The 13,599-nt window shown below is 65.6% G+C and carries 15 protein-coding genes; 1 reads left to right on the forward strand and 14 read right to left on the reverse strand.

All coding sequences use genetic code 11. From position 1 onward, the window contains the following. Nucleotide 1: 1 nt before the first annotated feature. Nucleotides 2–1,150 (forward strand): magnesium/cobalt transporter CorA, encoded by a 1,149-nt coding sequence (corA, locus tag RJ527_02555; GenBank protein ID WND76633.1) that lies wholly within the window; start codon nucleotides 2–4, stop codon nucleotides 1,148–1,150. Here the strand turns inward: corA and RJ527_02560 are convergent. The 14 genes from RJ527_02560 to RJ527_02625 all read right to left on the reverse strand — a co-directional run bounded on the left by RJ527_02560 (nucleotide 1,147) and on the right by RJ527_02625 (nucleotide 13,526). After that, on the reverse strand, nucleotides 1,147–2,004 hold the full coding sequence (locus tag RJ527_02560; protein ID WND76634.1) for a phytanoyl-CoA dioxygenase family protein: 858 nt from the start codon (nucleotides 2,002–2,004) through the stop codon (nucleotides 1,147–1,149). The genes corA and RJ527_02560 overlap by 4 nt on opposite strands. A gap of 81 nt (nucleotides 2,005–2,085) precedes the next feature. Next, nucleotides 2,086–2,922, reverse strand: coding sequence for a TIGR00730 family Rossman fold protein (locus RJ527_02565; GenBank protein ID WND76635.1), 837 nt, complete (start codon nucleotides 2,920–2,922; stop codon nucleotides 2,086–2,088). Further along, entirely contained in the window at nucleotides 2,919–3,629 is a 711-nt protein-coding gene (locus RJ527_02570) for an HAD hydrolase-like protein (GenBank protein ID WND76636.1), read from the reverse strand. Before RJ527_02570 ends, RJ527_02565 begins: the two co-directional genes overlap by 4 nt. Further along, the gene (locus RJ527_02575; protein WND76637.1) at nucleotides 3,626–4,096 is read right to left on the reverse strand and encodes a molybdenum cofactor biosynthesis protein MoaE; all 471 of its coding nucleotides are present in this window, start codon (nucleotides 4,094–4,096) and stop codon (nucleotides 3,626–3,628) included. Before RJ527_02575 ends, RJ527_02570 begins: the two co-directional genes overlap by 4 nt. 17 nt (nucleotides 4,097–4,113) lie before the next feature. Next, nucleotides 4,114–4,377 (reverse strand): molybdopterin converting factor subunit 1, encoded by a 264-nt coding sequence (moaD, locus tag RJ527_02580; GenBank protein ID WND76638.1) that lies wholly within the window; start codon nucleotides 4,375–4,377, stop codon nucleotides 4,114–4,116. Further along, nucleotides 4,378–5,643: a molybdopterin molybdotransferase MoeA gene (locus RJ527_02585; GenBank protein ID WND76639.1), complete on the reverse strand. Its 1,266-nt coding sequence runs from the start codon at nucleotides 5,641–5,643 to the stop codon at nucleotides 4,378–4,380. It abuts the gene before it with no gap. Then, entirely contained in the window at nucleotides 5,630–6,175 is a 546-nt protein-coding gene (gene mobB / locus RJ527_02590; GenBank protein WND76640.1) for a molybdopterin-guanine dinucleotide biosynthesis protein B, read from the reverse strand. The genes RJ527_02585 and mobB overlap by 14 nt, the downstream gene beginning before the upstream one ends. Nucleotides 6,176–6,260: 85 nt before the next feature. Further along, nucleotides 6,261–6,878 (reverse strand): CDP-diacylglycerol--glycerol-3-phosphate 3-phosphatidyltransferase, encoded by a 618-nt coding sequence (gene pgsA / locus RJ527_02595; GenBank protein ID WND76641.1) that lies wholly within the window; start codon nucleotides 6,876–6,878, stop codon nucleotides 6,261–6,263. Between the two features lie 104 nt (nucleotides 6,879–6,982). Then, entirely contained in the window at nucleotides 6,983–8,884 is a 1,902-nt protein-coding gene (uvrC, locus tag RJ527_02600) for an excinuclease ABC subunit UvrC (GenBank protein WND78005.1), read from the reverse strand. A gap of 427 nt (nucleotides 8,885–9,311) precedes the next feature. Continuing rightward, nucleotides 9,312–9,731 carry a dihydroneopterin aldolase gene (locus RJ527_02605; protein WND76642.1) on the reverse strand — a complete coding sequence of 140 codons (420 nt, stop codon included), beginning with the start codon at nucleotides 9,729–9,731 and terminating at the stop codon, nucleotides 9,312–9,314. A gap of 30 nt (nucleotides 9,732–9,761) precedes the next feature. Further along, nucleotides 9,762–10,538, reverse strand: a complete 777-nt coding sequence (locus RJ527_02610) for an SDR family oxidoreductase (GenBank protein ID WND76643.1) — start codon at nucleotides 10,536–10,538, stop codon at nucleotides 9,762–9,764. Nucleotides 10,539–10,545: 7 nt separating this feature from the next. After that, nucleotides 10,546–11,523: a calcium/sodium antiporter gene (locus RJ527_02615; GenBank protein WND76644.1), complete on the reverse strand. Its 978-nt coding sequence runs from the start codon at nucleotides 11,521–11,523 to the stop codon at nucleotides 10,546–10,548. After that, nucleotides 11,520–12,035 carry an RNA pyrophosphohydrolase gene (locus RJ527_02620; GenBank protein WND76645.1) on the reverse strand — a complete coding sequence of 172 codons (516 nt, stop codon included), beginning with the start codon at nucleotides 12,033–12,035 and terminating at the stop codon, nucleotides 11,520–11,522. Before RJ527_02620 ends, RJ527_02615 begins: the two co-directional genes overlap by 4 nt. 42 nt (nucleotides 12,036–12,077) lie before the next feature. Next, complete coding sequence (locus RJ527_02625; protein WND76646.1) at nucleotides 12,078–13,526, reverse strand: divergent polysaccharide deacetylase family protein; 1,449 nt, start codon at nucleotides 13,524–13,526, stop codon at nucleotides 12,078–12,080. Between the last annotated feature and the right edge of the window lie 73 nt (nucleotides 13,527–13,599).

The following is a 13,599-nucleotide window of genomic DNA, read 5'->3' on the forward strand; positions in this document are numbered from 1 at the left end:
GATGGCGGAAGACACGGCAAAGATGCCTTCCGATCATCCCCCTCGGCGGCGGCGCGGCATTGCCGTGCGCCGCGCCAAGCCGGGATCGCCCCCAGGGACCCTGATCGCCCATTCCGGCGCGGCGGAAACCCGCATCCGCATCCTGACCTATGGCCCCGACGGCTATCACGAGGACAGTCCGCAATCCGGCGCCGACATTCGCCTCGCCGGCGGGCAGTTTCCCGTTACCTGGATCCAGGTCTCCGGGCTTGCCGATGTCGGTGTGATTGAGCGGATCGGCGCCCACTTCGCCATCCACAGCCTGGCCCTGGAGGACATCGTCAACGTCCACCAGCGCCCGAAGATGGATACGTTCAAGGACCAGGTGTTCATCGTCTGCCGCGCCGTCACGGTGAACGGCAGTGAAGACACCGAACAGGTTTCCCTGATCCTGGGCGACGGTTATCTCATCAGCTTTCACGAGAACCATACGGACTGCCTCGACCCGCTGCGTGACCGCATTCGCGATGGCAAGGGCCGCATCCGCCAATCGGGCGCCGATTACTTGGCCTATGCCGTGGTCGACACGGTGATCGACGCCTACTTTCCCGTGCTGGAAACCGCCGGCGAGACCCTGGATGGACTTGAAGACCTTGTGGTTGCCCGGCCCGCCCCTTGGCAAATCCAAGACATCCACGACCTCAAGCGGCGCCTGCTCCACCTGCGCCGCTGCATCTGGCCCATGCGCGACATGACCAACGCGCTGATCCGCGATGAGGTTCCGTTGATCACCAAGGACACCCGCATCTACCTGCGCGACTGTTACGACCATCTCGTGCAGTTGATGGATATCGTCGAAACCGACCGGGAAACGGTCTCGTCCCTGCTCGAGGTCTATCTATCCAGCCTGAGCGCGCGCATGAACGAGATCATGAAGGTTTTGACGATCATCGCCACGATCTTCATTCCGCTGGGTTTCTTCGCCGGGCTGTGGGGCATGAATTTCGACACCAAGGCCTCCCCGTTCAACATGCCTGAACTGGGGTGGCGCTTCGGCTATCCGGCCGCCCTCGCCTTCATGGCCGCGATCGCCGGCGGCCTGATCTATTATTTCAAGCGCAAGGGATGGATCGGCGGCACGGCGCGGCCGAACCGACGGCCACGGCGTTAACCGGCGGCGGCAAAATCCCGGCGGTGCCACTCGATCTGCTCGCTGTAGTTGGCGCCGTAACGTCCGACGATCTCGTCATGCAGGGCCAGGGCCTCGGGACTGCATTCGCCGCCGGGCGGATCGATCAGATCGAAATTTCCCCAGCGGTCCTCACCGCGTACCAACATCGCCGCCATGCGCACCGACCCGGCCGTCCGGACATGGGCGGGGATATAGTTGAAGCCGAGGCCGATGCGCCGGTAATCCGCACCGTTGGGCGCCGAGGCATGCATGCACAACCCGTGATGGACGGAGAACGACCCCGCCTTCAGTTCCATGGCGACCTTGGCCGTCTCGTCGAAGGGTTCGACCACGGATTGCGTGCCCCGGTTGATGCTGACATCGACCTGGGCCGGGGCATGATGCAGAACGCGCGGCGCTTCCCCCCGCCAGGGAATGACGTTCATACAGCCGGCCTTGGAATCCGCGTCGGTCAGGGCCAGCCAGGCACAGACCTCTACCGACGGGTCCAGGCCGAAATAGGCGTTGTCCTGATGCCAGGCGGCGACATGGGGGGATCGGGGCTCCTTGATCCAGAAGGTCGACGTCCAGACCAAAATATCCGGCCCGATCAGGTCCTCGACCACGTCCAGTACGCGGGGGTCGCGGACCAGTTTGTTGAACCAGGGCAGATGGGCGAAGGGCATGGTCCGCCATTTACGTTCCGTCTCCGGCAGGGGGGCGCCCAGCCAGGCTTCGTAACGCGCCAGATCGTCGAGCGCCGCCGCCGTCTCGTCCGCCGACAACATGGGAACCGGAAACAGATAGCCGTCGCGGTGGAATCCCGCGACCTGGTCTTCACGCAGCGCCTTCAAGGAACGTCTCCCGGTTTTCTTACGGTCTTACGTTTATTAGGGAGATTGTATACAAAACCGGGGCCCGGTGAAAAGCCGCGCCTACAGCCCCGGGCCCTTGGGGGCGTCCAGGCTCTTGGACAGTTCGCCGGTGATATAGGCGAAGGCGTCATCGACCGTATCGACCACATGCAGAAGATCGACATCCTCGGCATTGATCGTGCCGTATTTCACCAGCGCATCCAGGTTCAGCACCTCGTCCCAGAAATTCCGGCCGTAAAGGACGACCGGCATGTACTTCTTGATCTTGCCGGTCTGGATCAGGGTCAGGGTCTCGAACAACTCGTCCATGGACCCGAAACCGCCGGGAAACACGATCAGCGCCTTGGCGAGATACATGAACCACAGCTTGCGCATGAAGAAGTAGTGGAATTCGAAGGACATCTCGCGGGTGATATAGGGGTTGGCATGCTGTTCGTGGGGCAGCGAAATGCCCAGCCCGATGTTGATGCCCCTGGCCTCCGAAGCACCCCGGTTGGCGGCCTCCATGATCCCCGGCCCGCCGCCGGAACACACGATGAAACGCTTGTGCGTGTCCTCCAGCCCCTTCGACCATTCGGTCAGGCGCCGGGCCAGTTCGCGGGCGTCCTCGTAATAACGCGACATCTCCAACGCCGTCTCGGCGCGGACGACGTCGCCGCCATGGTCGCGGGCGGCCCGCAGGCGGTGTTCGGCTTCGTCCCGGGGCAGAATGCGGGCCGAACCGAAAAACACCACCGTATCCGCCACGTCGAAGGCGCGGAACCGGGCCGCCGGTTCGACATATTCCGCCAGGATGCGCACGCCACGCGCGCTGGGCGACGTCAGGAAGCGTTCGTTGCGATAGGCCTTGGGCGGATGGTAGGGCTTTTCAGGGTCGAAATCGTCGCCGGTGCTCATGCTCCCGCCTCCGCCTTGGGCCGGGCCGCGGCCCCACCGGCCAGAGCCAGGGGCCACATGTCCTCCGCGACCTCGGTGCCGTCCGGAAACCGGCTTTCCCGCCAGGCCGGCACGCGGCCGAGAAATCGGGTGCCGACCGCCACGGCACAGTCGTAATCGGTCAGGGAATCGCCGACGAACAGCACACGGTCCGCCGCCACGCCGATACGCGCAAGTTCATCGCCCACGATGTCAGGCTTCACCCGGGGCGAGCCGAACACGGCTTGGAAGTATCCCTCCACGCCACGGCGCTGGGCGATGCGGCGCAATTCATCCTGCGGCGTGCCGGATACCACGTACAGCGGGCAATGCCCCGCCCAGGTATCCAAGGCCTCGACCGCCCCCGGCACGGCGTCGCAGGCGACCACGACATCCTCGACCATGTTGGAATAGGTCTGCGCAAGTTCGGCCAATCCGTCGTCATCCAAGGCGATGCCGAGAAATTCCCGGTGAAAGCGCTCCAGTTTGACCACCCGCGACACCCCTTCGTGGCGGATGTGTTCGGCGATCACCTTCTCGACCACGTCGCTGCCGAAGGGTTCGTACAGGCGGCGGAAGGCGTCAATCTTGACCTCGTTGGATTCGACCAGCACGCCGTCGAAATCGAAAAACACCGCATCGATGTTCCGGGGATCGACATCGGCGGCGGCGGCGGTGCCGGCCGTCACTCGGCCGCCTTCCCGGAGGACTGCGTCCAGCGCCGCGTCGCCGCATCGTCGGAATCGCGGGCGTCGACCCATTGGCCGCCGCCGGGCGTGCCCTCCAGCTTCCAGAACGGGGCCTTGGTCTTCAGGAAGTCGATCAGGAAATGGCAGGCCTCGAACGCCGCCTCGCGGTGGGCAGAGGCGGCGGCGACCAGGACGATCTGGTCGCCCGGCTCCAGCCGCCCGTAGCGGTGAATGATCAGGGTCGCGTCAAGCGGCCAGCGCGCCTGGGCCTCCGCCTCGATGCGCGCCAACTCCTTTTCCGTCATGCCGGGATAGTGTTCGAGGGTCATGGCGCCGATCGCCTCGCCGCCCGCCATGTCGCGCACCAGACCGACAAAGGAACACAGCCCGCCGATGCCGTGATTGCCGGCGGTCAGCGCCGCCAGTTCGGCGCCCAGATCGAAATCCTCTGTCTGCACCCGGATCATGGATGCTCCCTGCCTTGTCAGCCGCCCGTCACGGGCGGAAAGAACGCGACCTCGTCGCCCGCCGTTACGGGATGGTTCAGACTAACATATTCCTGGTTCACGGCGACACGCACGACCTTGCGGTCGGCGAAAGCCTCGGCACGGCCGCCGCCCTGGGCCTCCAGCCAGTCGATGAGCTGGGCCACGGTGGTGACCGTGGCCGGCGGCTGGACGTCTTCCTCGCCGACCCCGGCCTTTTCACGCAGCCAGGCGAAATACAGCAGTTTTACGGGCGCGGTCATTCAGGTCACCTCACGGAACGGCAGGAAATCCACGGTCGCACCCTCTTTCAGTTCGGTCAAATCTTCCGGCAGTTCGACCAGGCCGTCGGCATCGACCATGGAGGTCAGAATGCCCGCCCCGGACGAATGGCGCTTTTCCGCAACCGGCATGCCGCCGCCGTTCCGCACCAGCTTGGCCCGCGCCCATTCCCGGCGCCCGGCCTTTTTCTTGTAGGCGAACCCGGCCTTGACTTGAAAGCGGGGGGCGTCGGTGTCCGCCGCGCCGGACAGCATCATGATCAGGGGCCGGGCGATCAGCATGAAGGTGACCATGGCCGCGACCGGGTTGCCCGGCAGGCCGACGAAGGCCGTGTCGCCGACCTGACCCAATGCCACGGGCCGCCCCGGCTTGATCGCCAGGCGCCAGAAGTGGATCGAGCCCCGGCGTTCCACGGCAGCCTTCACGTGATCTTCCTCGCCGGCCGACACGCCGCCCGAGGTGATCAGCAGGTCATGCCCCGCCTCGGCCCCCGCCAGGGCCTTGGCGATGGCGTCGGGATTGTCGGGCAGGATGCCCAGATCGGTGACGGCGCAGCCGAGCCCGTCCAACAGGCTCATGACCGTGTAGCGGTTGGCGTCGAAGATGCAGCCTTCCGGCGCGCCGTCGGCGGGGTCGCGGACCTCGTCCCCGGTCGAAAACACCGCCGCGCGCAGCTTTTGCCGCACGGTCAGCTTGCCCCGCCCGACGGAGGCGGCCAGGCCGATTTCCTGGGCGCGCAGGATTTGTCCGGCGCGCAGGATCACGTCGCCCTGCTTCACGTCCTCGCCGGCGAACCTGCGGTTCGATCCCTTCTTAAGACCCTTGGGCAGGACCACGACGTCGCCCGCGGCCTCCGCGTCCTCGGCCATGAACACCGTGTCCGGCCCGCCGTCGGCCCCCGCCGGCATGGGGGCGCCGGTGAATATCTGATAGGCCTTGCCGCGTTCCGCCGGTCCGCCCAGGGGATGGCCGGCGGCGATGCGCCCGGCGACGGGCAGGCGCGTTTCAGCGTCCCGGTTCAGATCCGCGTGATAGACCGCATAACCGTCGACGGCGGAATTGTCGTGCGGCGGCACGTTACGGAGGGCGGTCACGTCTTCGGCCAAAATCCGGCCCAAGGCCTGACGCAGCGGAACTTCTTCCGTACCGACGACGCAGGCGACGCGCCCGGCCAGGATCGTGAGCGCATCGTCGACCGGCATCAGGCCGCCGTCGAAGGCGAAGCAATCGTCCTTAAGCTGCGCCATGGCTGACCTTGCCCGGCGACCCCTGGACGGCCGGGACCGTCAGGCCGCAATGGGCGATAATGAAATCGGCGACCGCCGTGACGTCGTTGAGGTCGAGAACCGGGCAGGTCACGCCCGCGACCGCCCCGTCCGAGGCGACCGCCACGATGGTATCGTCATCGGCGGCGATCAGGTCCTTGCCGACCTCGGCGCGGAACACCTCCATCTTGGCATGGCGGTGACGCTTGAAGCCCTCGATCAAAATCAGATCGACCGGCGCCATGCGCCGGATCAGGCTGTCCATGTCGGGCTCGCCCTCGTCGCGCAGTTCCCGTTGCAGGACCCAGCGCTTGCCCGAAGTCAGCATGACCTCGGTCGCGCCGGCGGCCCGGTGCTCGTAGGAATCCTTGCCCTTCTGGTCGATGTCGAAGTTATGGTGGGTGTGCTTCATGGTCGAAACCGCGAGCCCCCGCGACGTCAGTTCCGGGATCAGACGCACCAGCAGGGTCGTTTTACCACTGCCGCTCCATCCGACCAGGCCGAATACCTTCATGCCGCTTTTTCCCCTTGGATGTTTCCTGCCTGCCGGGCCGAACGCCACCGGAAGGCCGTTGATATTGGTTAGGATGGCACAAAATTCAACGGTTTTCAGCGCCTTGCGTGCCACCGGCAGCCGGCGGCGGGGAGCTGTCGGCGCGGCGGATATGGCGCAGACCGGCGATCAGATAGTCGAACCCGGTGACGAGCGTCAGCAGGGCGGCGATCCACAGGCCGTAAAGTCCCACCTGAGTCGTCGTGAGCGGCCCGAAAGCGGGCCCCGCCGGGCCAACGATGAGGAAACCCAGCGCCAGAATCTGCACCGTGGTCTTCCATTTGGCCAGGGTCGAGACGGGCAGGCCGACCCGCGCCGAGGCCAGGAATTCACGCAGGCCCGAGACCAATATCTCCCGGCACAGGATGACGGCGGCCGGCAGGATATGGATGCCGTTGAAACGGTCGACCCCGACCAGCGCCAGCAGCAGCGCCGAGATCAAAAGCTTGTCGGCGATAGGGTCGAGGAACCGGCCGAGCGACGACTGCATGTCCCAGGCGCGGGCCAGATAGCCATCGAAGAAATCGGTGATCGAGGCATAGCAATAGACGGAAAAGGCCAGCCAGTTGCCTAAGGGCGCCTCGATGAACAGCATCAGGCAGACCACCACCGGAATGGCGGCGATGCGCGACAAGGTCAACAGATTGGGCAATTGGGTCAGCAAGAACGTCTCCATCGCGAGGCGCTGAATTCCATGCGGCGCCACCGCCCCCGTGCCGGTCATTCCACCCAGTGCGGGCGGCAACCGGCGGTGCGCATTCAACCACATCAGTCGTCGGGATGAAACCAGTCATAGATTTTGCGCGCCATTGACTTGGAAATCCCGTCGACGGCGGCGATATCCTCGGGCCGTGCTTCCTCGACCGCCTTGGCATGGCCGAAATGGTGCAGCAGGGCGCGTTTGCGCTGGGCGCCAATGCCCGGCACCTCGTCGAGTTTCGAGGTATGGATCGCCTTGGCCCGGCGGCCGCGGTGGGCGCCGATGGCGAAGCGGTGGGCCTCGTCGCGCAGACGCTGCAGGAAATACAGCACCGGGTCCTGGGGTTTCAGCAGCAGTTCGCGCCCATCGGGCATGAAGATGTGTTCGCGCCCGGCGTTGCGGTCGGGCCCCTTGGCGATGGCGGCGAGCGCCACGTCCTCGATGCCCAGGTCCTGGAAAACCTCCATGGCGATGCCGAGCTGGCCCTTGCCCCCGTCGATCAGGATCAGGTCCGGCCATTGGCCCTCGGCGCGCTCGGGATCCTCCTTCAACGCCCGGGAAAACCGCCGGGTCAGGACCTCGCGCATCATCGCGTAATCGTCGCCGGGGGCGAAGCCCTGGCCTGTCTTGCCGTCGGCGTCCGCCACGTTGGCGGCCCCCTTGATGTTGAACTTGCGGTAGGCGCCCTTTTCGAACCCATCCGGGCCGGCGACGATCATGCCGCCCACGGCCTTGGTGCCGCCGACATGGCTGTTGTCGTAGACCTCGATGCGCTCAGGCGCGGCCTCCAGCCCCAGGACATCGGCCAGCCCCTCCAGCAACTTCCGCTGCGTCGCACTTTCCGACTGGCGGCGCGACAACGCCTCTTTCGCGTTGTTCCGCGCATGGTCGACCACCTTGCGCTTGTCACCGCGGGTCGGGACCGTGATCCGGACCCGCCGGTCGGCGCGCACGGAAAGCGCATCCTCGACCAAGGCCCGGTTGGGCAGGGCATGGCTGAGGATCACCGTCTTGGGCGGCTGGGCACGGGCATAGAACTGGCCCAGGAAGGCCTCCAGAACGTCGCCCATGTCGTCGTCGGGGCCATGGCTGGGGAAATAGGCCCGGTTGCCGAAGTTGGCCCCCGTGCGGAAGAAGAACACCTGCACGCAGGTCTGCCCGCTCTGGCGGTGGGCGGCGATCACGTCGGCGTCGCCGACGGTGCGGAGGTTGATGTCCTGATGGGCCTGAATGCGGGTCATGGCCTGGATGCGGTCGCGGTACTGGGCCGCCAACTCGAACTCCAACGCGTCCGACGCCGCCTGCATGCGTTTGGACAGGTTGGCCTGCACGGCCCGGGAGCCGCCGGTCAGGAAATCCCGCGCCTGGCCGACAAGGTCGGCGTAATCGTCCTTGGAAATGCGCCCGACGCAGGGCGCCGAACAGCGCTTGATCTGATACAGCAGGCAGGGCCGGGTGCGGCCGGAAAACACGTTGTCCGAGCACGAGCGCAGCAGAAACGCCCGCTGCAACACGTTAAGCGCGTCGTTGACCGCCCAAACGGAAGCGAACGGCCCGAAGTAATCGCCCGGCCGCGATTTCGCCCCCCGGTATTTCACCACTTGGGGATAATCGTGGTCGCCGGTGACCAGGATGTAGGGGAAGGACTTGTCGTCGCGCAAAAGGATGTTGTAGCGCGGCGCGTAGCGCTTGATCAGGTTCGATTCAAGCAGCAGAGCCTCGGCCTCGGTCGCCGTGGTCACGAACTCCATGTCCGTGGTCAGCGCGATCATGCGGCGGATGCGGGTCGGCTGGCGGTCCGGCGCCGTATAGGCCGCGACCCGCTTTTTCAGATCCTTGGCCTTGCCGACATAGAGAACGGCCCCGTCGCCGGCGATCATGCGGTAAACCCCGGGCGTGTTGGGCAGGGTCTTCAGATGGCGGGCGATGACCCCGGCCCCCCGGACGACCGAAGCCGCCGGCGTGTCCATGTCCGCCGTGCCGTCGTCGTGGTCCTGCTTGCCCGCCGTCACCGATGATCCCCGTTCGAAACGCCCATGAGGTGAGAAATCCGTGATGAATCAATACTATGCCGAAAGATATATCCGGCGGGCTAATTTCGCGACGGGCAACTATCCACGACTCTTGTGGATAAACCTGTTGAAAAACCCGTCCGCGCAGGCCCGGAGCCAGAAAATCCCGGGATTCCTCCGCTTTGCCTAATATTTGGGCATGACGCTAAGTAACTGAAACATAACACAAAATAACACCCGGATGCGGGCGTCTGAGGTGTTGAAAATTTCCGGAAACAGGCTGGACACAAATATGAAACGATGCGAGGGCCTGTGCACAACTCCCATGGGAGTCTGTCACAAAGCCGCGATTTCAAGCACTTAGGCGAAGGCTTTCAAATAGCTGTCAGGCCCGGGAGTTGAAGCGCTCGATTTCGACGCCGACGCTCTCCGCGTTTTCGAAAATGTCCAGCTTCTCGACACGCACCCGGGCCGAACGGACGCGGGGGTCTTCCAGGCACATGGCCGCGATATCCTCGGCCAGGGTCTCCACCAGATTGACGTGACCGCGCCCGACGATGCCCTTGATGCCGTCGGTGACCTCTTCATAGCAGACCACCTGGTTGATCTCGTCGGCGGGCGGCTGTTCCGTCTCGCGCACGGCCAGGTCGACGTTCAGGCGGATGCGCTGGGTCCCCGTTTTCTCGAAGGAATGAATGCCGACATTGGCCATCAGCACCAGATTGCGCACGAAGACATGGCGGATCAGCGACCGCGCGTCGGCGATCTTGGCCGTGTCCGAAACCTTGTATTGGTCGACGGTCATCCGTTCCCCGGTTGGCTTGGCCGGCCCGCCCTATTCGGGCGCGGGCGCATTGTCCCAGGCGGCCCCCATGTGCTGACCGCTGTCCAGGGCGATGATTTGGCCTGTAAAGGCCGGCGCGTCAAGGATGAAGCGCAGGGCGCGGCAAATATCCAGGGGATCGACGGGCCGCCCGAGCGGCGTCGCCCGCCATTGCGCCGCGAACTGATCGTCGGTCTGACGGGGGCTCGGCAGGGTCGGGCCGGGGCCGATGGCGTTGACCCGGACCTGCGGAGAAAGGGCCCGCGCCAGCATCTGGGTCAGGCCCCACAGCCCGTATTTGGACAGCGTATAGGAGGTGAAGTCGCCGCGCAGGTTCATGACCCGCTGGTCGACGATGTTGACCACGTTGCCCCCGGCCCCGTCCGGCAGGTGCCGGACGAAGGCCTGGGTCAGCACGAAGGGGGCGCGCAGGTTGATCTCCATATGGGCGTCCCAGCTTTCCCGGGTCACCGTGTCCGGCATGTCCAGTTCGAACAGGGAGGCATTGTTGACCAGCAGAGTCACGGGACCCAGGGCATCCGCCGCCGCGGGGATCAGGTTTTCCGTGGCGGCCTCGTCCGCGAGGTCGGCCTGAACCGCCGCCGCGCGTCCGCCCTTGGCCACGATCTCGGCGACAAGGGCCTCGGCCGCGGCGCGGGAGCCGTTGTAATGCACGGCGACGCGCCAACCGGCATCGGCCAGGTCCAGCGCCATGGCGCGGCCGATGCGCCGCGCCGCGCCGGTGATCAGGGCGGTTTCGGGGGCTTGGGCGGGATCGTTCCGGGTCATGGCCGCGTCAGAATATCATGCCGGCGACGGTTGTCGGCAGGCCCACGACCTGAGCCGCCAGATAACCGCCGTAAAGCACGAGAAGCGCCACGCCGCCCACCCGGGACACGCCGGTCCAGCCGATCATCGCCGGCACGATCAGGATCGCCGCCCCCAGCATGACCCACAAATCAAAGGCAAGCATCGACGACGGCACCGGCAGGGGGGCCGCCATCGAGACGACGCCCGCGATGCCCAGCATGTTGAACATGTTGGAGCCCACGACGTTGCCGATGGCCACGTCTGCATGGCCGCGCCGGGCGGCGACCACCGATGCCGCCAGTTCCGGCAGGGAGGTTCCGATGGCGATCAGGGTCAGGCCGATGACCTCCTCACCCAGCCCGAAGGAGCGCGCGATCGCCACGCCGCCGCCGACCATCAGATCGGCGCCGACGGCGATCCCGGCCAGACCGCCCAGGGTCGCCGCCCAGGCGATCCAGGATTTCTGGGGAACGGCGCCGATTTCCTCGACCTCGCCGACACGCTCGGCCGATGCCCGCGGATTGTTGATGTCACGCCAATAGGCGCTGCCCATGAATCCCAGGAAGATGATCAGCAGCAGAACCCCATGAGCCACGTCCAGCGTATCGCCCCAGCACAGCATGACGAACAGTGCCGTGCACAGAACCAGCAACGCGCCATCGCGGTAAAGCCGGTCGCCGCGCCGCGCCATGGGGGAAATCACCGCCGCCGCGCCGACGATCAAAAGCACGTTGGCGATGTTGGAGCCGACGATGTTGCCGGTGGCGATGCCTGCGTTGCCGGTCAGCGCCGCATCCAGCGAGACCACCAGTTCCGGCGCCGAGGTGCCCAGCGCCACGACGGTCATGCCGATCAACAGCGGCGACAGACCGAACAGGCGGGCCAGGCCCACGGCCCCTCGGATCATGACCTCGGCCGCACCCATCAGAATGACGAGCCCGCCCAGAAGTTCCATATACATCATCGGTTATTGGATCCAATTTCGCCGTCGAGATGGCCGAAGGCGGCCAGCAAATCATGGTAGAGGCCGCGCTTGAACGGCACCACCAGGGCCGGCAGATCGGCCAGGGGTGCCCAGCGCCATTGGGAAAACTCAGGTTTGTGATGGGTGTTCAAATCAAAATCTCCGTCCTCGCCCAGAAAGCGCAGCGCATACCATTTCTGGCGCTGGCCGCGGAATCGGCCCTTCCAGACCCGGTCACGAACATCGGCGGGCAGGTCGTAGGTCAGCCAGTCCGGCGTTTCCGCGATGATCTCCGCCTTGGCCGTGCCTGTTTCCTCTTCCAATTCGCGGAACACGGCATCGCGCGGGTCCTCGCCCTCGTCCAGACCGCCCTGAGGCAGTTGCCAGGGATAGTCCATCTGCTGGCCGGTGCGGCGGATGCGCTCGCCGAGCCAGACACGGCTGGCGTCGTTCAGCAACAGGACACCGACGCCAAGCCGATACGGGCGTGGATCGTCGTCAGGATCGGTCATGGGATGCGGTCACGGTTGAATATGGGCCCCAGGGCTTTCGGATTATTGGGTGATCTGACGGTCGGCGACGGCGCTGACGGGCACCAGACGTAATTTCGTCGGTGACTGGGCCGCCAACCAGTTCTTCAGCTCGCGGATGGTATGGGGATAGGGGTCGCCCATCCCCACGGCGACGGACTGGCTGCGCGCAAGGGCGCCCAGGCGCAGGAGCTTGGACGCGATCTCGTCCTCGGTCGGCGTGCGGTCGAGGTGGATATCGACCATCGCCTTGGGCAGGGCCATTTCGGTGGCGATCCGCGCCATGGCGCCGCTGCCGCTTTCGCCGGAATCGATGAACATAAGGCCGCGCGACTTGATCTCCTCGAACACGGGCTTGAGCTGCCCCTCGGCGACGCCGAACTTGGACCCGAAGCGCGCCAAAAATCCGACGTAGCCGGGCACCATGCCCATGAGCGTCCTGAGCGTCCGCATGTTTTCCTCGACCTGCTTGTTGGTGTTCAGCGCAAGCGGTCCGGCGTCCTCGAAGGGGAAATTGGCGCTTTCCATGGGCAGGCCCATGAACACCTCGTGCCCCGCCAGGCGCGCCCGGATGACCCAATCGCCGGGGTCGCGGGCATAGGGCGAGACCACCATGCTGACCTCGGGCGGCAGGGACTTGATGGCGGTGATCGACGCGGTCCGCGACAGGCCGATGCCGCGGATCAGAATCGCAATCTGGGGGATGCTGGCGTCCGCATCGGCGACCGGCCGGGCGTAGGCGTCCATGGGCCGAGTGCCGTTGCGCGCGACGATGGGCATGTCGCGGCCATCTGGGCCCTTTTCCACCAGGGCCAGATCCGGCACCCGGGCCAGGGCTTCGACGCCCTCGATCCAGGCGATCCCCTTGTAGGCCTCGGCGGTGGCGAAGGGGATGACGCGCCCGTGATCCGGGTCCTGGCCAACACCGCCAGGCGCCGTGGCGGCGGCCAAACCGCCCGTCCCTTCGTTTTGCAGGGCGACCTGCGACGCCGTAATGCCGCCGACCACCTGGTCCGCCGTCGATGTCGTGCCCGGCGCGGCCGCTCCCGTGGCGCCGGGGGCGGCGGATCCCTCGCCTGCCGGGGGTGCTGCGTTTTCACCCGGAGGCGTCAGGCCGCCTCCCGGTGTCTGGGCCGTCGGAATGGCGATGGAGCCATCGGGCCGCTGCCGCTCGGCGACGGGTTCCGGATCGGACGAGCCCAGCAGGAAATAGGCGGCACCGCCGAAGATGGAAGTCAGAAGAAGGCCGCCGGCCAGGGCCGAGATAATGAGAACCTTGCGCTGAGGGTCCATGCGCTCCCACGCACTTCCCTCTTCCTCATCGTCATCGTCGTCATCGCCATAGGCGTCGTCGTCTTCCTCGTCCTCGCCTTCGTCGAGATCGAATTCCTCTTCGTCGTCCTCATCGTCGTCGCCACGCTTTTTGCGTTTCAGCGACGGCATCTTGATCGACGGCAATTTGATCGACGGCAATTTCAACGGATCACCCGTTCACTCAAGGCCGGCTTGCGCCACGAAATGCTCCCCCGTGGATCAGACCGGCAGA

The sequence above is a fragment of the Thalassospiraceae bacterium LMO-SO8 genome, from assembly GCA_031655335.1.
GTDB lineage: Bacteria > Pseudomonadota > Alphaproteobacteria > Rhodospirillales > Casp-alpha2 > UBA1479.

Excerpts from the sequence above, each read along its gene's own strand:
- RJ527_02610 (WND76643.1), bottom strand. The coding sequence starts at position 10,538 with ATGACCCGGAACGATCCCGCCCAAGCCCCCGAAACCGCCCTGATCACC.
- RJ527_02565 (WND76635.1), bottom strand. The coding sequence starts at position 2,922 with ATGAGCACCGGCGACGATTTCGACCCTGAAAAGCCCTACCATCCGCCC.
- RJ527_02615 (WND76644.1), bottom strand. The coding sequence starts at position 11,523 with ATGATGTATATGGAACTTCTGGGCGGGCTCGTCATTCTGATGGGTGCG.
- RJ527_02575 (WND76637.1), bottom strand. The coding sequence starts at position 4,096 with ATGATCCGGGTGCAGACAGAGGATTTCGATCTGGGCGCCGAACTGGCG.
- moaD (WND76638.1), bottom strand. The coding sequence starts at position 4,377 with ATGACCGCGCCCGTAAAACTGCTGTATTTCGCCTGGCTGCGTGAAAAG.
- uvrC (WND78005.1), bottom strand. The coding sequence starts at position 8,884 with ATGGACACGCCGGCGGCTTCGGTCGTCCGGGGGGCCGGGGTCATCGCC.
- RJ527_02605 (WND76642.1), bottom strand. The coding sequence starts at position 9,731 with ATGACCGTCGACCAATACAAGGTTTCGGACACGGCCAAGATCGCCGAC.
- RJ527_02585 (WND76639.1), bottom strand. The coding sequence starts at position 5,643 with ATGGCGCAGCTTAAGGACGATTGCTTCGCCTTCGACGGCGGCCTGATG.
- RJ527_02620 (WND76645.1), bottom strand. The coding sequence starts at position 12,035 with ATGACCGATCCTGACGACGATCCACGCCCGTATCGGCTTGGCGTCGGT.
- corA (WND76633.1), top strand. The coding sequence starts at position 2 with ATGGCGGAAGACACGGCAAAGATGCCTTCCGATCATCCCCCTCGGCGG.
- mobB (WND76640.1), bottom strand. The coding sequence starts at position 6,175 with ATGAAGGTATTCGGCCTGGTCGGATGGAGCGGCAGTGGTAAAACGACC.